Source organism: Bacillus sp. PPSBB_2, from assembly GCF_045291115.1.
Lineage (GTDB): Bacteria > Bacillota > Bacilli > Bacillales > Bacillaceae_G > Bacillus_A > Bacillus_A cereus.
In genome coordinates this window covers 3,706,360-3,729,499 of record NZ_CP147983.1, presented here as the reverse complement: position 1 = coordinate 3,729,499, position 23,140 = coordinate 3,706,360, and the positions used below count along the sequence as shown (strand labels likewise).

Here is a 23,140-nt window from a genome sequence, read left to right as displayed (position 1 = left end):
GACCATCTCCATTATTTTGTTTTTAAATGATAAATAGAGAAGAGTTACACAATAGGAGAGGAATTTTACTTGAAAAAAACTATAGTATGCGCAGTAATTGTGGGTATTTTTGTTTTGCTAATATCGGGTAACTTTTTAGTGAAAAAAGTGTGGAGTTCAAATAATGATGATGCACAGTATATTGCATCTTTTATTGAAGAACATAAAGATGAAAAAAATAGTGCGCTTCTAGTAAAGAGAAATGATAAAGTTGTTTATTCTGTAAACCCAAATGTTGTATTGCCAGTTGCTAGTACGATGAAATTAATTGTGGCGCTTGAATATACGAAACAAGTTACTGAAGGGAAAATTGATTCTTCTAGTTTCGTGTCGATTAATGATGTGAATCGTTATTATGTGCCGAATACAGATGGTGGTGCACAAGATAGATGGCAAAAGTATTTGGAGAAGACGGGCAAGATAACTGAAGGAGCGGTTTCTTTAGAAGAAGTGGCAAAAGGAATGGTTAAGTTTAGTTCGAATGCAAATGCTGAATACTTAATGGAATTGTTAGGATTAGATAACATCAATCGAAATTTACAAAGTTTATCACTTCCTGCACATCAACCACTATTTCCAATCGTTTCATCTTTGTATATCCCGGGATATTTGCATAAAGAATTACATGTTCCAAAATATAAAATAGAGAAAAAGTTAAAAGAAATGTCTCAAGAGCAATATCGTGAATATGCGATGATTATTCATGAACGCTTAAAGAAGAAGGGACCATTATTACAGAAGGAAATTCCGCTTTATTTAGAGGAACGTTACGACAAAATTTGGTCAGATAGATTACCAGCAGCTTCTGCAAATGATTATATGGTATTACTTCAAAAGGCAAACCATAAAGGTGGCTTGACAGAGGCTGAAGAAAAAGTGTGGGCAAATATCGTTGAAACAGACATGAGTGCCAAGAAATACCGTAAAACATTCAGACATGCGGGGCAAAAGAATGGTTACACACCATGGACGGTTACAAAAGCAGTTTACGCTATGGATAAACGTGGAAACTGTACGGAGATTGTGTTTTTGGCGAATAATTTAAATGAAGACGATAGTGCAGAAATACGGAAACATTTAGCAAACTTACATTTCCAAGTGTTGCAAAGTGATAAGTATGATGCGACTTTTATTAAATAAACTCGGTGCAGAGAGCACCGAGTTTATTTTTATGTACAAGCACTTTTTTTCTATCTCTGGGTATGATGGGTAGTAATACTTAGGTGAGAGGGGAAAAGGTGATGAAACAAAGTAAAGAAGAGTTTATAAAGAGTGAAGGCGCTGATTTCCCTGGGAAAACATATGTGGATTGTGTATTACAACATGTATTTCATTTTCAAAGAAATTACTTATTGAAAGATATGTTTCAAGTGCATAAAGCACATATTACGATGCTGACGGAAGAAAATTTAATGAAAAAGGAAGAAGCTAAAGTTATATTACACGCATTAAAAAAGGTAGAGGGAATTCCAGAAGAGCAATTGCTCTATACAGAGCAGCATGAAGATCTCTTTTTTTTAGTCGAACATTTAATTTCTCAAGAAGCGAAATGCGATTTTGTAAGTAATATGCATATTGGTAGAAGTAGAAATGATATGGGCGTAACGATGTATCGCATGAGTTTAAGGCGATATGTATTACGATTAATAGAACATCATTTGTTATTGCAAGAAAGTGTACTGCAACTTGCCGCTGATCATAAGGAAACGATCATGCCAGCTTATACACATACACAACCAGCACAGCCAACAACATTTGGTCATTATACGTTAGCAATTTATGATACGATGCAAAGAGATTTAGAACGAATGAAAAAAACGTACCAGCTTTTAAATCAGTCTCCAATGGGGGCAGCTGCACTCTCTACAACAAGTTTCCCGATTAAACGAGAACGAGTTGCTCATCTACTTGGATTTACAAATGTAATTGAGAACTCATATGATGCTGTTGCTGGAGCGGATTATTTATTAGAAGTTAGCTCGCTACTTATGGTAATGATGACGAATACGAGTAGATGGATTCATGACTTTTTGTTGTTAGCAACGAAAGAATATGACGGTATTACTGTTGCAAAGCCATATGTACAAATCAGTAGTATTATGCCGCAAAAACGAAATCCGGTTTCAATTGAACACGCTCGTGCAATTACGAGTAGTGCTTTAGGAGAAGCATTTACAGTATTTCAAATGATTCATAATACACCATTTGGTGATATTGTCGATACGGAAGATGACCTGCAGCCATATTTATATAAAGGGATTGAAAAGGCAATTCGTGTTTTTTGTATGATGAATGCAGTGATCCGAACGATGAAAGTAGAAGAAGAAACGTTAAAAAGTCGTTCCTATAAACATGCAATAACGATAACGGATTTCGCCGATGTTTTAACAAAAAACTATGAAATTCCATTTCGGCATGCTCATCATGCAGCAAGTGCTATTGCAAATATGTTATTGGAGCAGAAAAAAGAGCTACATGAATTACACTTCAAAGAGGTAAATATGTACTTGCAAGAACATTTTAAAATAAATTTATTAGAAAAAGAGTGGAAAGAAATTATATCGCCAGAAGCTTTTATTCAAAAAAGAAATGTATACGGTGGACCGAGTAAAAAAGAAATGAATCGTATGATTAAAAATCGACAAGAGTCATTTCGAAAAGAAGAAGATGTATTTGAAAAGGAAAAACAGAGAATTTTACATGCTGAAAATGCTTTGAATACATTAGCTTTGAATATTATTGAATCGTAAAAGAGGGATTTAATGAATTAATCGCCAATACTTAATTAAAATATAAATAGAGAGAAGAGATTGTCGATGATTCAATTACATGTATATGAAGAGATTGTTCATTTTAAAGAAGATGTTACACCATTTCTAGAAAAGAATGAGCAGGAAAACAATCTCATATTAGGTGTATTACAAATGGTCCAACAACCAACATTTATGGGGATAGCGAAACAAGGAGAAGAAATTGCGGTTGTATTTCTGCAAACAGAAGAGAAGAAACAAATCATTGTTGCAACTTCTGAAATTGCGGGAGTAACTATTGAGGAACTTGCAAAAGAATTAACGAAAGTATATCCGGATATTCCTGGATTGATCGGTAATAAGAAAATTGTACAGAAATTAGCGGAAGAGATTGCAGTATTAGAAAATAAAAAAACGCATGTTGCAATGGAGCAAGGTGTGTATGAGTTGAACAGAGTAAAGAAGAAGTGTAATGCGAATGGACTTTTTCGAGCGGTAAATAATGATGAATTACCATTAATAGAACAGTGGATATATCAATTTTGTGAAGACGTAAAGCTTCCTACTACGAAAGAAGAAGCAAAACAAACTGCGTATACATTAATAACTACAAATCGACTGTTTGGTTTGGAAGTGGATGGGAAACTCGTTTCTGTAGCTGCAAAAACGAGACCAACTAAAAATAATATAACAGTTAATTTTGTATATACGCCGAAAGAAGCAAGGAAAAAGGGATACGCATCTAAGTGTGTAGCAGCACTTAGTCAACGTATGTTAGAGGAAGGGTATAAGACGACTACGTTATATACTGATTTAGCGAATCCGATATCGAATAAAATTTATCAAGAAATTGGTTATGAGAAAATTGCGGAGTCTGTGCTTATATTTTTAGAGAAGTAAAACAAAAAGGTGTGCTATTTTAGCACACCTTTTTGTTATTCATCAATTCTAATAATCTCGCCTTGAGGGAAGTCCTCAGTTTCTAGTAAGTTACGAATAGCTTTCGCAACATATTCAGGTGATAATAGTTTTCCTTCTTCTTTTAATGCAATGAAGCGGTCCAAGTTTATGAAATCTTCTTTATTTGTTTCACGAATTTGTGATTGCATATTAGTATCAACAACGCCAGGTGCAAAAGCGACGATTTTTACTGGATATTCTTTTTCTGCTTCTTCAGTTGCTACGCACTGTGTAAACATATTTACACCAGCTTTCGTTGTACAATAAGCACCCCAGCCAAAGTAAGGATTTTTTCCTGCGCCAGATGAAATGTTAATAACGCGTTTATCTGCTTTCCAGTCTTTCGTATGTTTCATAAATGTAGATGTAAGAATCATAGGTGCAAGTAAATTAATGTGAACGTTCGTAATGAATTGTTCGCTTTCTGCTTTTTCAATTGGTTTCATAGGTGCAACTGTACCCGCATTATTAATTAAATGAATAGAGGATACATTGTCTTTTTTAATAAATGAGATGATTTCTTTAAAGTTAGTTTCTAAGTTATGTACATCTTGAAGATCTAGGGAATAAAAAATGCAATTGCTGTTATATTGTTCTGCAAGTTTCGTAAGCTCTTTATTTTCTCTTCTAGAAATAGAGATGACAGTTGTATTTTCTTCTAATAATTGCGTAGCGATTGCCTCACCTAAACCTTGTGAAGTTCCTGTTATGATAACGTAGCGCATAGTTTTATAAACCCCTCTCATATGTGCGGAATTTTGTTGGACAACGTACATTGTATAGTTTGTCTACATTTTATAGTATAGAGCACTTTTTACTATAATTGAAATGAGATGATTGTGTGCCTTTTATAAATAGGTTTACGACAACAGTACCTGGTGCCGTCACGTTTACTGGGAATACGCTGGGACTTAGCCCTACATCACCTGCACCAGGTAATATTTTTGGTACACTTGCTGTGTTTACGACAGTAAATACAGCATTGCAAGTACCAGGGTTCCCAGCAGGGACAACAGATGAATGGCAATTGAATTCTTCAAGTGCAATTTTAAATCTTCCAGCGGGAAGCAGTGTATTATATGCAGAATTAGTTTGGGCTGGTACTTTCCGGACTGATACGGAAGATGTGTTACCATTTTTAAATGATAACATTACATTTACAACGCCAGCAGGGACGTTTTCTGTTACGCCAGATCCTGCTACCGCGCAGCAAGGTTCAGTAGGAAATCAGTTTTATTATGCTCGCTCTGCCAATGTAACGAATCTTGTTAGTGCAGGTGGGGCAGGCACATATACAACGGGTGCTGTGCCAGCTGCAAGAACTTCAGCCGACCCAACAATCAGTCGTTCAGCTGGATGGACGCTTGAGGTTGTGTATCAAAATGCAAGTTTACCACTTCGAAATTTGTCAGTATATGCAGGTCAAGAAATTATCGATGCTTCATCCCCGCCAGTTGATGCTACAATTTCAGGTTTTGCTACGCCGGCAACAGGAGCTGTTACAGGAAGAGTGCTCGTAACTGCTCAAGAAGGTGATTCTAACATTGTTGGAGATCAACTTCGCTTTGGGCCGAATGCAAATGCTACAGTTGCATTATTCGGACCGAGAAATCCTGCGAATAATTTCTTTCAGTCACAAATTTGTAATGACAGTGGAAATTTAGATACGAGCGGCACGTTTGGAGATTTGAATCAGCCGTTAGGGGTAGCTTTGGCCGTCCGAAGACAGGGGTGGGATATTACGAATGTAGATGCCTCCTCATCTTTAGTAAACAGTCAAACATCAGCAACGGTTCGATTTGTTACAAATGGAGATGGATACGCTGCAGCTGGTTTTGGTGTTCAAATTGATGCAACAGGTCCAATTATTAATCCTGTTAAATCAGTTAATAGAACAGTCGCGGGGGTAGGGGATACTCTCACTTATACAATTACGGTCCCAAATACAGGAACAGGAAGTGCAGAAAACGTTGTATTACGTGATAGTATTCCGAGCGGAACGACGTTTGTTGCAGGTAGTGTTACGGTAGGGGGAGTAACACAGCCGAATGCAAACCCTGCTAATGGAATTAATTTAGGCACAATCCCAAATAACACGCAGAGAATTGTTACATTTCAAGTTCGAATAACATCATTCCCGAATCCCAATCCTATTTTAAATCGTGCAATGGTGTCATATCAATTCCGTCCCTTCGTTGGTAGTCCTCCTATTACAAGTACGTCTTCTTCAAACACAGTACAAACGACAGTGAATCAAGCAACTATAAGTATGCAGAAATCTGTAGATTTACAGACGGCAACGCTTAATGATGTATTAACGTACACAGTTAATGTCACAAATAATGGAAACGTCACTGCGAACAATGTTATTTTTGTTGATAGTATCCCTGCTGGAACAACATTTGTCGCAAATAGCGTTACGGTAAATGGAGTAGCGCGTCCAGGAGCGAATCCAGCAAGTAGTATTAATCTTGGAAGTATTAATGCATCGCAAACGACTGTAGTGCGCTTTCAAGTTCGAGTAACATCGAACCCTCTTGTCAATCCAATTCCAAACCGTGCGAGTGTAACATTTACCTTTACTCCAGTGCCTGGTCAACAACCAGTTTCAGGGCAAGCGACAAGTAATACTGTAGTTACGACAATTAATATAGCTGATATAGCAACGAGAAAAACAGTGGATAAAGCTTTTGCAACGGTTAACGACGTTCTTACGTACACGGTAACAATTCAAAATACAGGAAATGTACTTGCAACGAACGTTATTTTTCAAGATCCGATCCCAATTGGAACGACATTTATCGTAAATAGTGTGACTGTGGATGGGGTTTCACAACCTGGGGTAAATCCAGCGACTGGGTTTACAGTAGCTAATATATCTCCTGGCGGAAGTAGGACTGTTACATTTCAAGTACGAGTAACATCTACACCATCGGGAGGTACGATTGCGAATCGCGGAAATGTATCTGCTAATTTCGTCGTTATTCCGAATCAGCCACCGATAACAATTAATAGACAAACGAATACAGTTGTGACACAAGTTAATACAGGCGGTTTAAATGTAATAAAAGAAGTAAATACAACGCAAGCGGCGGTAGGGGATACTTTAACGTACACAATTGCCGTCCAAAATACAGGGAACGTTCCGTTAACAAATGTATTTTTCCAAGACCCTATTTCTTCTGCTGTTTCATTTGTTGCAAATTCTGTAACAATTAATGGAGTACAGCAAAGTGGACTAAATCCGAATACAGGATTCTCTCTTCCGAATATTCCTGCGGCTCAAACGGTTGTAGTCACATTTGACGTAGTAATTGTACAGAATCCAGAAAATGAAGATATTTTAAATCAAGCAAATGTAACAGCAAGCTTTCAAGTGAATCCGAATGAACCACCAGTAACAATCAATGTACCGAGTAATGTTGTGAATACGACAGTACAATCAGGAAACTTTGAAGTTGTGAAAGCAGTCAATACGGATGTTGCAACGGTAGGAGATGTTTTAGTATATACAATCGAAGTTATAAATGCAGGTAGTGTACCAGCTGCAAATGTATTTTTCCAAGATTCAATTCCACAAGGGACATTATTTATTGAAAATAGTGTATTGGTTGATGGTGTTTTACAAGAGGGGGCAGATCCAGGACTAGGATTCCCATTAAATGATTTACCTACTGGCGCGAGTGTAATTATTTCATTTGAGGTATTAATTGATGAAATTCCACCAGGGAATAATGTTGTAAATAACGCGAATGTAACTGGAGATTTTCTTGTAAATCCAACAGAGCCACCAATTACTGTGACGGTTCCAAGTAATACTGTTATGACAGTTGTGAATTCCTCAGGGTTAAATGTAATGAAGAGTGTGAGCGCTACTGAAGCAGGTGTAGGAGATACACTAACATATACAGTTGCTATACAAAATAGTGGAACGGTAGTAGCGACAAATGTATCATTCCTTGATCCGATTCCAGCTGGAACCACTTTTGTAGCGAATAGTGTAACGATAAACGGGACACCTCAACCAGGTTTAAACCCGACAACTGGATTTCCACTTGCTAATATTCCAGTAGGAGGTATGGTGACGGTCACTTTTCAAGTGACAATCACGAGTGTACCACCAAATAGAGTTCTTCCGAATAATGCGAATGTCACTGCTGATTTCCAAGTAAGTCCTCTCCAGCCACCAATTACAATTGTAACGATTAGTAATATTGTTGTGACGCGAGTGAATGTAGGATCACTTAATGTAATGAAGAGTGTAAATACACCATAAGCCGGTGTAGGAGATACGTTAACGTATACGATTCTTATTCAAAATACAGGAACTGTTCCTGCAACGAATATTGGTTTTCAAGATCCAATTCCGTCTGGTACTGCCTTTGTAGCAAATAGTGTGACGATAAATGGAGTCGTACAGCAAGGCGCGGATCCTATGGCAGGATTCCCGGTACCAAATATTCCGGTCGGGCAAACGGCTACCATTACGTTTCAAGTTACAGTGACGGGTGTTCCGAGCGGTGGAAATATAAGAAACCAATCGAACGTTACTGCAAGTTTTCTTATAAATCCAGCAAACCCTCCAATAACGACTGTTACAAATAGTAATTTTGTAGTGACGCAAGTAAACACAGCACAGTTAAATATACAAAAATCTTCATCTGTACAACAAGCAGCACTTGGAGAAACTTACACGTATTCTGTTGTCATTCGAAATAACGGTACAGTAACAGCAACGAATGTCTCTTTCCTTGATCCAGTTTCTCCAGAAACAACATTTGTAGCAAATAGTGTAACGATAAATGGAACGCCACAACCTGGATTTGACCCAAATGTTGGTTTCCCGCTTCCTAATATTGCAGCTGGAACAGCATTGACAGTAACGTTCCAAGTTACGGTAGTTGCACCGTCTACACGTGGAGCAGTATTAAATACAGCATCTGCTACAGCCACTTTCTTATTAAATCCTTTACAACCACCTGTAACAACAACGAATTCAAGTAATACAACGGTAGTTACAATACCGTTACCTCCTCCTGGTGAAGTAACAGCAACAAAAACAGTTGATGTTGCAACTGGGGCTGTTGGGGATGTATTAACGTATACCGTGCTCATTTCAAACGTAGGAATTATCCCTGTTACAGATGTGTTCTTCCAAGATGTCATACCAGAAGGAACGACGTTTGTTGACAATAGTGTAACGATAGGTGGAGTGCAGCAACTTGGTTTAAATCCAGAAATAGGATTTACAGTTACGCCATTATTAATCGCTGGTGGAAGTATTGAGGTCACATTCCAAGTGACGATTACAGAAATTCCAGATAATGAAGTCATATTAAATGATGCAGACGTTACATTTACTTCACAACCAAATCCGCAGGAACCACCGATTACGGAAACGATATTAACGAATTTAGTCGTTACGACAATTAATATAGCGTTTATTTTTCCAGTGAAAATAGTAGATAAGGAAGTAGCGACTGTAGGAGAAATATTAACGTATGATGTATTGATTTTTAATTTCGGAACAGTGCCAGCGACGAATGTTCAATTTATCGATACTACTTCCGCCGGTGTAGCATTCGTACCAGGAAGCGTGAGTATAAACGGGGTACCAGCACCAGGATTAGATCCTTTCATTGGTTTTACAGTTCCAGATATACCTGTAGATGATTTTGTACTCGTCACATATCAGGAAGTGGTTACGAGCATACCAGAAGGTGGAACGATTGTTAACTTTGTAGATGTTACAGCTACGTTTGCTGTAAGTGAAACAGAGCCGCCTATTACGGAAACGACGACAAGTAACACGACATTAACAGAAATAAATGAATCTGGTTTGAATGTTTTAAAATCAGTAAGTCAGCCGGTTGTTGCAGTAGGCGATACAATCACATATACAACAGTAGTTCAAAATACGGGAACAGTGATAGCGACGAATGTTCAATATAGTGATGTATTACCATCCTCTATAACATTCGTACCGAATAGTGTAACGATAAACGGTGCGTTACAGCCTGGATTAGACCCTAACACTGGCTTCTCACTTCCGGATATAATTCCAGGTGAAAGTGTAGAAGTCACATTCCAAGTAACAGTTGTTAGCGTTCCGTCAAACGGAACAATTGCCAATACGGCAAATGTTACCGGAAGCTTTATTTTAGTACCAGGAGAACCACCAGTTATAGTAAATCAGCCAAGTAATACAACACTCACAACTGTAAATAGAGGACGCTTTAATGTTATTAAACAAGTAAATAGAGCCGCTACTCTAGTTGGAGATGTATTGACGTATACAGTGCAAATAACGAATACAGGAACAGTAACAGCTAACAATGTTCAGTTTATTGATACGATTTCAACAGGTGCGTCATTTGTACCAAATAGTGTAACGATAAATGGAGCTCCGCAACCAAACTTAAATCCGATTACTGGATTTGGAGTTGGAGATATCCCAGTTGGTGAGACAGTTATAGTGACGTTTCAAGCGACAGTTACAAACATCCCGTCATCAGGAACAATTACGAACGTTGCAAATATAACAGGAAGCTTTACTTTAGTGCCAGGAGAGCCACCGGTTGTAGTAACAGAGCCGAGTAATACGACGATAACTAGAGTGAATAGAGGACGATTCAGCGTTATAAAATCTGTAAATAAAGAAGCAACACGATTAGGAGATACGTTAACGTATAGTGTGCAAGTTACAAATACGGGAACAGTGCCAGCGACGAACGTTCAGTTTAGCGATGTTCCATCACCTAGTTTAGAATTCGTTCCTGGAAGTGTACAAATAAATGGGATTCCGCAAGTAGGTTTAGATCCATTTGTAGGCTTTGCATTGCCTAATCTTGCAGTAGGGGATAGCGTATTAATTACATTTGAAGTAAATGTAATCGCAGTTCCGCCTTCTAGTAGCATTATGAATACAGCAAGAGTAACGGGTGATTTTGAATTAATTCCAGGAGAACCTCCGTTTACAATTACGAATTCAAGTAATACGACAGTCACACCAGTAAATAGAGGCAGTTTAGATATGCAAAAAGAAGTAGATCATTCAATTGTTGGAGTAGGAGAAACAGTAAAGTATACGGTTCGAATATTAAATACTGGTACTGCTGATGCGATGAATATTCAATTTATCGATGTCCTATCTCAGGAAGCTGTTTTTGTACCAAATAGTGTAACTGTAAATGGAGTAGCTCGTCCGGGAGTAAATCCGCAGGTTGGATTTACGATTGTAGACATTCCAGTCGGTGAGACGGCGATTGTAACATATGAAGCTACGATTACAAGTTTTCCAGATGGTGGTACAGTAGTGAACGTTGCTGGGGCGTTAGCAGAATATATTTTAGTACCAGGGGAGCCGCCAGTTACAGTGATGGATACGAGCAATACCGTTATAGTGACGGTAAATACTGCAATCTTATTTGTTGCAAAAGGAGCAAACTTTGAAGTAGCAATGATAGGGGATGTTGTCACTTACGGAATCGCTGTTATAAATGATAGTACAGTTCCTGTGACCAACATTGTGTTAACAGATATCATTGATCCGAATACGCTATTTATAAATGGCACGGTAACGGTAAATGATGTATCTTTTCCATTCGCTAACCCGAATACTGGTATTCCGTTAGGTGATTTTCAGCCAAATGATGCAGCAATTATTAATTTCCAAGTTGTAATAATAGGAGGGCAAATAAATAATTTAGTTACAAATACTGCTACAGCGAATGGGCTTGCAACTGTAAATCCGAATGAGCCGCCATTAGTAGTTGAAGGTGATAGTAATACAGTTGTTATCCCGTTTATTCCTCAAAATGTCTCAACGACAGTCGTAAAAACAGCAAATTTACAGGCAGCAACAATTGGAGATGTTATTACGTTTACGACAGTTATTACAAATACGGGGGATACAGCAATACAAAATATTCGTTTTCAAGATATGTTAGATAGTAGTGTTCAATTTGTTCTTGGAACTGTAACGGTTGATAATACGCCAGTGCCAAATGTAAACCCAGTATCAGGATTTATTATAGGAAGTTTAAATCCTGGTGAAGCAAGGACAGTTTCGTTCCAAGTAGCAGTACAGAGCGCGCCAAATGGTTCAGGAAATTATATAAATCAAGCGAGTATTCGTTTTGAACATCAAGTAGGCACAGTGTTGCCACCTGTTACACAAATAGTAGAAAGTAACATAGTTGTCATTCCATTTGTTCCAACAATTGAACAAATTTGCGAAACGAATCTTAATTGCTTAGGGAAAATTCCTTTTCAATGTTCTCCGTGTGATCATTTGCAAATAAAGAAAAAATAAATGAAGAAAGAGCATCCTGTAAGAGAAGGATGCTCTTTCTACATTAATCATGTAGATTCTTTTTCGGGCGAGGTGAAAAATTCGTCGATTTTGTCGGAAAGTAGTAATGGAATAGCTCCTTTTATAACAGAAATGTCCCAGTCCCACCATGCAAGATTCTCTAGTTTGTCAATTGTTTCTTGCGGGAAACGATATCGAATAAATTTTGCTGGATTACCAGCCACAATTGCATATGGCGGTACGTCCTTTGTAACAACACTTTTTGCACCAATAATGGCACCGTTACCAATTGTAACACCAGATAAAATGCAGGATTGATAACCAATCCATACATCATTGCCAACTACGATATCACCTTTTGAAGAAGGGTGACCAGTAATATGTGCTCCTTCATCAAAAAGTGCATTAAATGGATAAGTTGTTATCCAGTCTGCGCGATGTTCACCGCCAAGTATGAAAACGACTTCTTCTGCTAATGAACAAAACTTACCTATTTTCAATTTTGTTTCATCGTTCCAAGAAAAAATGGTTGGCCCTACTTTACTATAAGTATAATCACCAATATCATATTTATTATATTCAGGTTTTTGATTTAAATATAACATGCTTCTTCAGCCTCCTTTCTCAATTAAGTGATACGTATGGAATATTATATGCAAGATGTAGTAATGTGAACTGTATTAATAGGTGAAATGAACAAAAGGGAGTGGGATGTATGCGATACGAAATGGGTTTATATAATAAACCGTTTCAGTCAATTCAATCAGGGAAAAAAGTATATGAAGTACGCCTATACGATAAAAAACGTCAACTAATAAACAAAGGCGATGAAATCGTATTTACGAATCTTACGACAACAGAAATGATGACGGTAAAAGTAACGGAAATAAAGCGATACGAGAGCTTTAAAGCTATGTATGAACAAATCGATAAAAAATTATTGGATTGTGAAAATGATAGTTTAGAGGAGAGGTTAGAAAGTACATACAAAATATATACGAAAGAACAAGAAAAAGAGTGGGGAACAGTTGCGATTCGTATTGAGGTAATAAAATGATAAGAAATCGCGGAGCCGCTATCATTGTACAGGAAGGAAAAATCGCTCTTATAAAACGTATTCGAGAAGAGGAAACATATTATGTTTTTCCTGGCGGAGGGATTGAGGAAGGTGAAACGCCTGAAGAGGCAACGAAAAGAGAGGTATACGAAGAATTAGGGGTACATATACAAGTGGAGCACCTTATTACAAAGGTAAAATATAAAGGAAATGAATATTATTATGCTGCCTATATTACAGGCGGAGTGTTCGAAAGCGGGACAGCTGAGGAATTTCAGCTGGAAGGTAGGGGAAATTATATTCCGTTATGGCTACCGATAAACGAGTTGGAAAAAGTGAATATAAAACCTTATGAAGTGGTCAGAAATATATTTAATCATTATAAAATATAACGTCTGACAACATACAAAAAAAACCATTGACATAGTCTTCTGATTTAAGTATTGTATTCGAGTATGTTTATAATCAGGAGGTTTATATGAGCAATCAAACTACTACACATCATGTGAAAATGACAACAGCGGATCCATCTGGAATTGGTCTATTTGGATTAGCGATGGTAACACTTGTAGCATCATCTCAAAAGTTAGGCTTAACAGATGGCGTTTCACTTGTATTACCGTGGGCAATCTTTTTAGGAGGATTTGCACAAATCTTTGCTTGCATTCATGATGCAAAGCATAACAATACATTTGGTACAACAGCATTCGGTGCGTACGGTCTATTTTGGCTAGGTGTTGGAATGACTTGGTTAATTCAACTTGGAGTATTTGGCGAAAAATTAGCACAAGCTGCAGATTCAAAACAGCTTGGTGTAGCCTTTATCGGATATTTGATTTTCACAATCTTTATGACAATTGGTGCAATGGAAACACATAAAGTATTATTTATGATTTTCGTCCTTATTGATTTCTTATTTATCGGTCTTTCATTAAGTACTTTAGGTGTTATGCCGCATGCAATGCATAATTTAGCAGCATATTCTGAACTTCTTATTTCGTTATTATCTTTCTACGGTTCAGCAGCAGCAGTGTTAAATACACACTTCGGAAAAGTTGTTTTACCAGTAGGAAAGCCTTTTGGTATTTTTAAAAAATAATAAAAAAGCACAGATGATTGTATAGTCATCTGTGCTTTTTTATTTATCCCGCTATTTGCCGGGCAGTAAGACCCCCCGCCTCAAAATTCAGCGGAAACAAAGAAGTTAGGTGGGGGATGAATACCCTCACTTTATTTGAAATAAGTAATGTGAAATGTAAATAAAAGTAGAAAAAATCAATTGAAATTGATTCTCATTATTAATATAATGAGAATGAGAATCATTTATCGTTAGAGGGGGATGCCAAAGTGGCAAAAATTTTAATAGCTTATGCAAGTATGTCAGGAAATACAGAGAGTATTGCTGATTTAATTAAAGTTAGTTTAGATGCTTTTGATCATGAAGTAGTATTGCAAGAAATGGAAGGCATGGATGCTGAAGAATTATTAGCTTATGATGGAATCATTTTAGGATCTTATACGTGGGGCGATGGTGAATTACCATTTGAAGCGGAAGATTTTCATGATGACTTAGAAAATATAGATTTAGCTGGGAAAAAGGTAGCGGTATTCGGATCGGGTGATACGGCGTATGAACTGTTTTGTGAAGCGGTAACGATATTTGAAGAACGTCTTGTGGAACGCGGTGCAGAGCTTGTACAAGAAGGGCTGAAAATTGAATTAGCTCCAGAAGATGAAGAGGATGTTGAAAAATGCAGTAATTTTGCAATTGCATTTGCTGAGAAGTTCTAAGAATGGGAGTGTCAACGTGGAGACAATGTTAAGTGCAACTGCTATTACAAAGTTAAGAGATGGAAAACTGTTGTTAGCTACTACATATAATGGCTTATTTGTTGAACAAGACGGAGAATGGAAACGAATTTTAAATGGTTTTCAAAAACGAATTAGGGATTTACATAGCGAAGATAATGTAGTTTATGGTGTAGGTGACGAAGGGATTTTTATTCGCAGTATGAATGGTGGAGAGAACTGGACAATTCAGCGTTTTCCAACAAAAGCAACGAGTTGGAATGTATGTAGCACTGTACAAGGAACTGTTGTTGCTCATGGAGAAAAAACGCTGTATCTTTCTCATAATTTCGGTTTGACATGGGAAACTATTCATCCGTTTCTTGAGTATGGCAGTGCGGCACCGTCTATTCGATCATTATTTTTATATAAACATTACTTATTTATTGGTACGAAAATACATGCTAAATATGGTGGTGTTTGGCTCTTTGATTTGAAGACACGTAAATTAAAGAGGATTAAAATTGCGATGAATCAAATGATCTCCGCGTTGACTTTACACAATTCTTATTTAGTAGCGGCAAGTGGATCGTGCAAGGGAGTTAGCGGGAATATTTCTTATTGTAAAATAGATGAAAGTATTGCAAGTGAAAAAATATATTGGCATACATGTCAAAGTGAGCAGAAAGCAAGTAGTTATTTAGACTTAAGTGTAGATCAACATGTTTTATATACAACTTCAACGCAAAATAAGGCGGGGATTAGTAGTGTGTGCCGTGTGCTTCTTGAAGAAGGTATTGTTACAGTATGTGATTCAGTTAAAGGGCACGGATGGCGCATTGTTAATCAAAAAGATGGTTATGTAGTAGCCGGATCAGGTGAATTAAAAGCAATGCAGTGGGAACAAAAAATAATTTAAGAAAAAAACTTTACTTTTATTATATTGATATGATATAGTATATTTAAACCATTTTACTTTTAATAATATAGAGATTTAAATGAGCTGTAACTTCCGAGGAGGATAGCAATGTTAAATCTCCTCAGGGGTTGCAGTTTTTTAATATCTGGCTTATTATTGTAAGGTGGTTGAAAATGAATATGTACATATACGTACATTGTAGGAGGATTTTTTTCATGCAAAACGGTAAAGTAAAATGGTTTAACTCAGAAAAAGGTTTCGGTTTCATCGAAGTTGAAGGCGGAGAAGACGTATTCGTTCATTTCTCAGCTATCCAAGGCGAAGGCTTCAAAACTTTAGAAGAAGGTCAAGAAGTTACTTTCGAAGTAGAACAAGGTAACCGTGGACCTCAAGCTACTAACGTAAACAAGAAGTAATTTTTGAAAAAAGAAGGGCTCGCCCTTCTTTTTTTTTGCATTTTTATAGATGTCCTCCTACTTACATATCATAACAAGACTGAATTTTCATTCATTTATTCGGAGTATTTTTGTATAAAGTACATGAATAAATAAATACTGAAAATAAAGTGTTTGTGTGAAAAGGAATTTAGAAAGAGGTAAATAAATTGAAAAACGCTACACATTTCATTGTGTTTGATATTGAAAGGAATTTCAGACCGTATAAATCAGAAGATCCATCAGAAATAGTTGATATCGGAGCTGTAAAAATAGAAATAGGTACAATGAAGATAATTGAAGAATTTTCGGAGTTAGTAAAACCAAGTGCACGATTAACTCGTCATACAACAAAATTAACCGGTATTACGAAAAAAGATTTAATGGGTGTAGAAAAATTCCCTCAAATTATAGAGAAATTTATTCAGTTCATCGGCGAAGGTTCTATATTTGTTTCATGGGGAAAAGAAGATTATCGCTTTCTATCTCATGATTGTACATTATATGGTGTTGAATGCCCAAGTATAGAAAAAGAAAATAGAATTGATTTGCAAAAATTTGTTTTCCAAGCATATGAGGAATTGTTTGAACATACGCCAAGTTTACAATTTGCGGTAGAACAGCTCGCTTTAACGTGGGAAGGAAAACAGCACCGTGCTTTAGCAGATGCTGAAAATACAGCAAATATACTTCTTAAAGTATATAGCGAGAGAGATATTAATAAGCGATACAAAAGACATGGTGAACTTGAACTTGTAAAAAACGGAAAACTAACAGAAAAAGCGAAAAAAAAGATGCGAAAATGGGTGTTTAAAGAACTAAAGAAAAATACAGAACGCCCTTTTGAATGGAGTACATTTGAAAGTGGTGACACGTGGGAAAGTATAACGGAAAGATATTATATAAGTGAAAATACAGTAGAACTCCTGAAAAAACATTTTCGTACAGCAGTGAGAAAAGCGGAACGGCAGATTAGGTATTTGGCTGAGATGGAGGAGAATACAGAGGTTAAATGAATTTCTCCTCCACCTCTAACTACATACATGTAATAACAGCGTATTGATATTAAATAGGCATCAACTTGTTGTTGTGATTGTGCATTATAATTGCTTTGGGATTGTTAAGACGTAATAAGAGTTTTAAACCGTATTAATAAAATAAAAATATATATAAAGAAAAGAGTGTAGTTTAATGGAAACAATCTTTAACATTTTAACTGTTTTAGTTTTTGGGATAATATTTACCACACAATTAGCATTAACTACACTTTCTTTCATAGTAAAGAAGAATTGGAAAAAACTTAATATCTCTTTAAGTTGTGGTGTATTAAAGTTTAAAATAGAAGAGTAAGATTGAGTTTTGTACAAGGGAGGTGTGATAGTGGTAGACTTGGATATTAAAGATGTCACAGTAAAGATGCAATTAAACGGTGTCTTTTGGAATGAGGATCGGATTGCTGAAATGAAGGTGACTACAAAAGAAGAGCATTCTGTTATTCTTCGTCTAGTAGTTGATTTAGAAAGTAAAACTATTAGGGCGACGAGTGCGGAAATAGTGAATGGATTCTGCCCTCTGTGCAAACAGAAAAGGGACGAATGTAGTGAACTTAATGACTTGCAAAACAAAATGGAAATTTTAGAAGAAGCCTACGATTGGGTGAGAGAACATCCGGAATATCGTTTTCAATTATCTTTTTACGAGTACAATAAATTTGAGGTAGTAAAGTGAAATTTGCATCTTAACAACTTATAGAAGGACTTGGTCAACTAGAAATATTGAAGTAGATATTTCTAATGGAAATAAGCTTGTATAACAAGGAAGGGATGTATTTGATTCTGCAACAAATGTCATCTTGCATCAAAAAAATTTGAAAATAAACATGTTTTATTATAAAGCAGAAAAATCGATTCTTAGTAGAATCGGTTTTTAATATAAACAAAAGAGCGCTTATTAAAAGCGCCCAGTAACAACAGTTATATGGAAGTATTTATCCCGTAAAGGCCCGATTGGTGAGGGTTAATAATTAGTGGGGGATGAACAAAACCCCACTGATTAAAGTTTCACTTTATTCAATACCGCTCGGATCAAACGAATACTGCTGCTTATTCTCAATCCGCTCAATCACATCTTGCAGCTCATCTGGCTTCAGAAACTCAATAGGAGAGAAGCCTTTTTCAAATGTAAGTGTGTCTGCTTCAATCATAAGTACATATCGATCATTTACCTTCGCAATATGTATTTGATCCCCGAAATCAGCAAGCAGGGCCTTCACAGAGATATGATCTGCTTTTAGTTTTAATTCGACTTCAGGAGCATGCTCGACGATTTGAGCAGTTGCTTCCATTACTTCTTCGGTTGAAAATTGTTCCATAATTTCGCGTTTCGGACTGGCAGCCCATACTTCCATCGCTTGGTCGAATTGTTCGCGTTCTTCCGTACCTTCTTCAAATACATCTTCAATTTGGTCGTATACCATGTCCATTACTTGTGTTTTCATAATTTCAGGCATAGAGCGTTCGTATTCGACGAATTTTAAGAAGTCTTCAAAGTAGCGGGCATGTGATGCTTGGTGTATTTTTAGTTCGCCTACTTCAACCATACCTTCTTCAGGCATGTACGGATATTGGATAGATTTCATATTCTTTGTTGTGATGGCCATTTCAACGTTACGAATCAGTGTTGATTCATCAGAAATAGAAGCAACCTTTGGTTCAAAGTCGCATTTCATTACGAATACGAAGGGATCATCAAAGTATTTGCGTAGTTTTGCCTGAGCAATTAAAAATACACCACCACGTACAGCGCTTGTGTCAAGATATGTATAAACGAGAGGTTCGCTCATATCTTTAAAGTTTTCTTTTGTTTCTGCAAAGCGAATACGATTAAAAAGGTTGTAATGAGGGTTTGAATCAAGTTCGTGCCCTTCTTCTACAATAAAGCGACCAATTTTTGTTGGGGCTTGTTCTGTTTTTGCATGACGTTCTACTTTTCGCTTCGATATTTTTAATAACTCACCATTCAAAAATTCTTTTAAGGAACTATCTTCATATTCTTCAGCGTCTAAAGTTTGAAAATGTTTGTAGCGTTTATCAACTGCTTCACCTTTTCCTTCTACTTGTACAACATAAAAGGAAAGATAATTTATTTCAAAATCCATATTTATCACCTTGTTTCATTTCATTAACTCTTATCAGTATAGAGATGGAAAAAACTTTCGTCAATTTATATAAGGAAGGGGAAGCCCCTTCCTTTATATAATCTTTATTTTCTCGATTAAAATCCGTCTTCTAATGCTGCGAATGGAATGTTTAGTCTGTTTTCTACTGTGCGTAAACGTTGGTTTAAGCGGTTTAGTCTACGTGTATGGCGCTCAACTGTATTTTCTAGTTGACGAACTCTTTGTTCAAGCTCATTTACGCGTCTTTCTAATTGACGATTTCCAGTGCCAGGAAAAGAGATTGGAAGTTGGAATTGTCTATTTTGGTCATATGGATTCGTGTGCTCTGCTTGATCTATATAAGATTGATATTGTGTTTGTAAGTCATACTGTGGTTGTTGGTACGCATATTGATTATATGGATCATATGGATTGTAGGGATACATAATAACATCCTCCATTTCTTTAAAATAGGTTGAATTCACCATAATGTATGTGCAAAAGCGGAGTGGTGGCACGGCAAATACCTATTTATGTTGACGGGATTTCTCTTTATCCCGCTATTTGCTGGGCAATAAGACCCCCATGTCAAAATTCAGCAGAAACAAAGAAGGTCGGGATGCCCGTAAAACCCCCACTGATTACAGTTTCACTTTATAAAAAATAGCTTGAGGGTTTTTGATTTGTATTTCTTTTGCTTAATGGTATATACTGGATAAAAGAGAGAGTTTACATAAAAGTTACAATTCTATCAAACTCAAACTTTTATGTAAATATGTATAGACATTTATAAAAGAAAAGAGTAATTTATATAGAGTGAAAAATAACTTGTAACATTTTATAAACATATTGTAAAATGATTGTAACAAAACATACATAAAAATGAAATAAATACATAATAGTGATGTTGGGGAAAGGGAGAGAGTATATTGTTCCGTAAAGTAAAGGGTATATTGGTTGGGGTGTTATGTGTAGCTATAATGAGTGGCTGTGGTGCAAAAGTAAGTGATGTTGCATTGGTAAGTGATATTGGTGGGCATACTGTAGAGGCTAAAGCAGAAGTGCAGGATACTATTAGTTTAGTTGATGGTCGAACTGGTACTGAAGTGAAAAAATTAGATTTATCTAGTTTAGGCTATTTTGAAGATGAAGCGAAATTTAAAAAGTCTGTAACAAAGGTTGTTGGTGAGGTTGGAAAAAGCGTCGACAAAAAAATGGTTCCTTCACGTATAGCACCTGATGGAAGTTGGCAAGAAGGAAAACCTTCTTATGAATTAATGGAAAAAGAATTAGTAGATAAATTGTTAAATGTTGGTATGTGGGATGCTACGTATCAGTTGCCGATTGTGGAGAAAAAACCAGTCGCAACATTAAGTGATGCGCAAGGAAATGGTACGGTAATTGGTAGATATGAAACGAACTTAGGTGGTTCAACAGGTGGCCGTATTGAGAATATTCGTTTGTCAGCAGCGAGCATAAATGGAGTTGTGTTAGCAAAAGGAGACCGTTTCTCTTTTAATTCATTAATCGGTGATACAACACCAGATAAAGGATATCAATTAGGGAAAGAAATAGTAGATGGTAAATTAGTAGATGGATATGGCGGTGGTGTTTGTCAAACATCTTCAACTTTATACAATGCAGCAGATCAAGCTGGCCTGAAAATGGTGGAGAGAACTACACATTCTAAAACGGTAGGTTATGTTCCACAAGGAAGAGATGCTACAATTGCATATCCATATTTAGATTTAGTATTTGAAAATACGAATGATGCACCTGTGAAGCTTTATATGGGCATTCAGGGTGGAAAGCTAGTTGCTGAAGTACATAAAATGAGATAAGAGTTAAAATGCCACCTTTTCTAAAAGTTAGAAAAGGTGGCATTTTTATTATGAAAATAAAAATGCATGTGAATTCTGACTTTTCTTATTTACATAGGATGATTTTAGTTGTATCCTTCATAGTAACGGTTATATGTAATGGGAAAATATAGGGATAAGGAGATGAAGTTATTCATGGTAAAAATTCATCCGAAAACACGTATTGGTCATGTTGAATTTAAAGTGAAAGATTTAGAGCGTCAAATTGCTTTTTATGAGAATGTTGTAGGATTAGAGGTAATTAAGCAAGAGGGGAATAAAGCATATTTATCTGGAAAAGGTGGAAAGAACGCGTTACTTGTTCTTGAAAGGTTAGAGGACGGGGTACTGCAAGAACCGCGTACGACTGGTATATATCATGTAGCCTTTTTAGTTCCGACTCGTGAAGCTTTTGCTTCTGCGCTATTTGGGGTTCTTCGTAATAAAAATGTAATTGACAGCCCGGATGAGCAAGAAGGGCGTTATACATATTCAAATGAAATTTTACCAATTTCAAGGTTTAATAGTGCAAGTGATCATACATATAGCGAAGCTTTTTATTTGCAAGATTTAGAGGGGAATGGTATTGAAATTTATGCAGACCGTCCGCGTGATCAATGGGGAGAAGGGCCAGGAGGAAGTACACCACTTGATTTAAAAGAATTGGCAACACTTGTTGATTATGAGTTTGATGGTTTGCCTGCTAATACTGTCGTTGGGCACGTACATTTACGAATAGCTGATGTAGAGAAATCACATGAATTTTATGTGGAAACAGTAGGTTTTGAAGTACAACAGCGTGAAGAGGATTGCTTATTTATTTCAGCAGGGGGATATCATCACCATATTGGTGCAAATACGTGGAACGGAGTAAACAATCCACACCCACCAGTACATGCAACTGGGCTAAAGGTGTATACGATTGTACTACCGTATAAAGAGGCGTTAGATGAAGTGAAAGAAAGATTAATAGAAAAACAACATGAAATAAATGAAACTACAAATGGGTTTGTGGTGGTAGATCCAAGCGGTATTACAGTACAATTTGAAATAGAAGCAGTGTAAAATAAGCGAGAAAGTGTATAATCACTTTCTCGCTTATTTGTGATCATTCATAGCTCAATCCAATATCTTCTTACTACATTCCCATCTTCCTCAGTGAAATCATGATCACGAAGCCCGCCGTTATGTAAAATCGTTTTTTCAGAAGCGGTATTCACTGCGTCGCAAACGACAAGTACTTTCGTGATGTCTAATTCCTTCGTTTTTTCTAATGATAATGCTAGTAATTTCGTAGCATAACCTTTTCTTCTTTCAGAAGGGCGAATGCCATAACCGATATGACCGCCAGCGTTAAATAGATGTTCAGTTAAACTATGACGTATATTAACAGCTCCGACAATTCTATTATTATTTGTAACGAGCCAATATGTAGAATCTGGTACCCAAGTTTCAGGGATATTTATTCCGTTATGCGCATCGAGAAGTTCTTGAACCATAGCTGGGAAGTTAGCAGGATTTTTTGAGATAACCCACGGGATCATTGTTTCACCGCTATCTTTCCATTCGTTATAGAAATCTAAGTATTCTTCTTGTAAATCAGTAGTAGGTGTAAGTAACGAGACGTTCATTGTTAGTAAGCTCCTTTGTTTATGTAGTATTTATAAAAAATTATGATACAAAATGAAAGCGTTTTCCGAAGTTTCTCAACCTAATTTCATGTAATTCACCTTTTATTTTTTAGAAAATTAGTGAAGGTTTAAAATTAGAAGTTATTTATTTTATGTTAATATTTTAAATATTAACATAAAACGGCCGGAGTATTAAGTGTATTTTAGTGGTATTCCTTCATGTTGATAAATG

At 36.5% G+C, this 23,140-nt stretch carries 18 protein-coding genes and 1 pseudogene; 14 read left to right on the top strand and 5 right to left on the bottom strand.

Features of this window, described 5'->3' with window-relative positions:
- The first annotated feature begins 69 nt into the window (after positions 1 to 69).
- The 3 genes from V6946_RS18485 (at position 70) to V6946_RS18475 (ending at position 3,689) form a co-directional block, all read left to right on the top strand.
- On the top strand, positions 70 to 1,179 hold the full coding sequence (locus V6946_RS18485) for a serine hydrolase (protein WP_000751366.1): 1,110 nt from the start codon (positions 70 to 72) through the stop codon (positions 1,177 to 1,179).
- A 101-nt stretch (positions 1,180 to 1,280) separates the two neighbouring features.
- Positions 1,281 to 2,789, top strand: a complete 1,509-nt coding sequence (gene argH, locus V6946_RS18480; RefSeq protein WP_006922613.1) for an argininosuccinate lyase — start codon at positions 1,281 to 1,283, stop codon at positions 2,787 to 2,789.
- Positions 2,790 to 2,855: 66 nt separating this feature from the next.
- Positions 2,856 to 3,689 carry a GNAT family N-acetyltransferase gene (locus V6946_RS18475; RefSeq protein ID WP_366981680.1) on the top strand — a complete coding sequence of 278 codons (834 nt, stop codon included), beginning with the start codon at positions 2,856 to 2,858 and terminating at the stop codon, positions 3,687 to 3,689.
- 35 nt (positions 3,690 to 3,724) lie between these two features.
- Here V6946_RS18475 and V6946_RS18470 read toward each other — a convergent pair whose 3' ends face one another.
- A complete protein-coding gene (locus V6946_RS18470; protein ID WP_006922615.1) occupies positions 3,725 to 4,474 on the bottom strand; it encodes a (S)-benzoin forming benzil reductase in 750 nt (249 codons plus the stop codon).
- Positions 4,475 to 4,590: 116 nt separating this feature from the next.
- On the opposite strand from V6946_RS18470, the pseudogene V6946_RS18465 reads away from it, so the two are divergent.
- Positions 4,591 to 12,063: pseudogene (locus V6946_RS18465) on the top strand (hypothetical protein).
- A 47-nt stretch (positions 12,064 to 12,110) separates the two neighbouring features.
- Here V6946_RS18465 and V6946_RS18460 read toward each other — a convergent pair.
- Positions 12,111 to 12,668 carry a CatB-related O-acetyltransferase gene (locus V6946_RS18460; protein WP_000966302.1) on the bottom strand — a complete coding sequence of 186 codons (558 nt, stop codon included), beginning with the start codon at positions 12,666 to 12,668 and terminating at the stop codon, positions 12,111 to 12,113.
- A 110-nt stretch (positions 12,669 to 12,778) separates the two neighbouring features.
- Between V6946_RS18460 and V6946_RS18455 the strand changes: the two genes are divergently transcribed.
- From V6946_RS18455 to V6946_RS18420, 8 genes are all read left to right on the top strand, one after another.
- On the top strand, positions 12,779 to 13,120 hold the full coding sequence (locus tag V6946_RS18455) for an ASCH domain-containing protein (RefSeq protein ID WP_006922617.1): 342 nt from the start codon (positions 12,779 to 12,781) through the stop codon (positions 13,118 to 13,120).
- Positions 13,117 to 13,512 (top strand): NUDIX domain-containing protein, encoded by a 396-nt coding sequence (locus V6946_RS18450; RefSeq protein WP_366981681.1) that lies wholly within the window; start codon positions 13,117 to 13,119, stop codon positions 13,510 to 13,512. The genes V6946_RS18455 and V6946_RS18450 overlap by 4 nt, the downstream gene beginning before the upstream one ends.
- An 86-nt stretch (positions 13,513 to 13,598) precedes the next feature.
- A complete protein-coding gene (locus V6946_RS18445; protein WP_000070938.1) occupies positions 13,599 to 14,219 on the top strand; it encodes an acetate uptake transporter in 621 nt (206 codons plus the stop codon).
- Positions 14,220 to 14,467: 248 nt separating this feature from the next.
- Complete coding sequence (locus V6946_RS18440) at positions 14,468 to 14,911, top strand: flavodoxin (RefSeq protein WP_001062752.1); 444 nt, start codon at positions 14,468 to 14,470, stop codon at positions 14,909 to 14,911.
- Between the two features lie 16 nt (positions 14,912 to 14,927).
- A complete protein-coding gene (locus tag V6946_RS18435; protein ID WP_006922620.1) occupies positions 14,928 to 15,827 on the top strand; it encodes a hypothetical protein in 900 nt (299 codons plus the stop codon).
- 215 nt (positions 15,828 to 16,042) lie between these two features.
- Positions 16,043 to 16,243, top strand: coding sequence for a cold shock-like protein CspB (gene cspB, locus V6946_RS18430; RefSeq protein ID WP_001179150.1), 201 nt, complete (start codon positions 16,043 to 16,045; stop codon positions 16,241 to 16,243).
- A gap of 188 nt (positions 16,244 to 16,431) precedes the next feature.
- Complete coding sequence (locus V6946_RS18425; protein WP_000786417.1) at positions 16,432 to 17,277, top strand: exonuclease; 846 nt, start codon at positions 16,432 to 16,434, stop codon at positions 17,275 to 17,277.
- Positions 17,278 to 17,641: 364 nt separating this feature from the next.
- Entirely contained in the window at positions 17,642 to 17,989 is a 348-nt protein-coding gene (locus V6946_RS18420; RefSeq protein WP_006922630.1) for a hypothetical protein, read from the top strand.
- Positions 17,990 to 18,326: 337 nt separating this feature from the next.
- On the opposite strand, the gene V6946_RS18415 is transcribed toward V6946_RS18420, so the two are convergent.
- Complete coding sequence (locus V6946_RS18415) at positions 18,327 to 19,418, bottom strand: DUF3900 domain-containing protein (RefSeq protein WP_000345046.1); 1,092 nt, start codon at positions 19,416 to 19,418, stop codon at positions 18,327 to 18,329.
- A 116-nt stretch (positions 19,419 to 19,534) separates the two neighbouring features.
- A complete protein-coding gene (locus V6946_RS18410; RefSeq protein ID WP_000283715.1) occupies positions 19,535 to 19,864 on the bottom strand; it encodes a hypothetical protein in 330 nt (109 codons plus the stop codon).
- A gap of 483 nt (positions 19,865 to 20,347) precedes the next feature.
- Here V6946_RS18410 and V6946_RS18405 point away from each other — a divergent pair, with 483 nt between their 5' ends.
- The gene (locus tag V6946_RS18405) at positions 20,348 to 21,259 is read left to right on the top strand and encodes a VanW family protein (RefSeq protein WP_000488973.1); all 912 of its coding nucleotides are present in this window, start codon (positions 20,348 to 20,350) and stop codon (positions 21,257 to 21,259) included.
- Positions 21,260 to 21,397: 138 nt separating this feature from the next.
- On the top strand, positions 21,398 to 22,342 hold the full coding sequence (locus tag V6946_RS18400; protein WP_002024552.1) for a VOC family protein: 945 nt from the start codon (positions 21,398 to 21,400) through the stop codon (positions 22,340 to 22,342).
- A 47-nt stretch (positions 22,343 to 22,389) separates the two neighbouring features.
- Here V6946_RS18400 and V6946_RS18395 read toward each other — a convergent pair whose 3' ends face one another.
- Positions 22,390 to 22,908: a GNAT family N-acetyltransferase gene (locus tag V6946_RS18395; RefSeq protein WP_001103123.1), complete on the bottom strand. Its 519-nt coding sequence runs from the start codon at positions 22,906 to 22,908 to the stop codon at positions 22,390 to 22,392.
- Positions 22,909 to 23,140 lie beyond the last annotated feature (232 nt).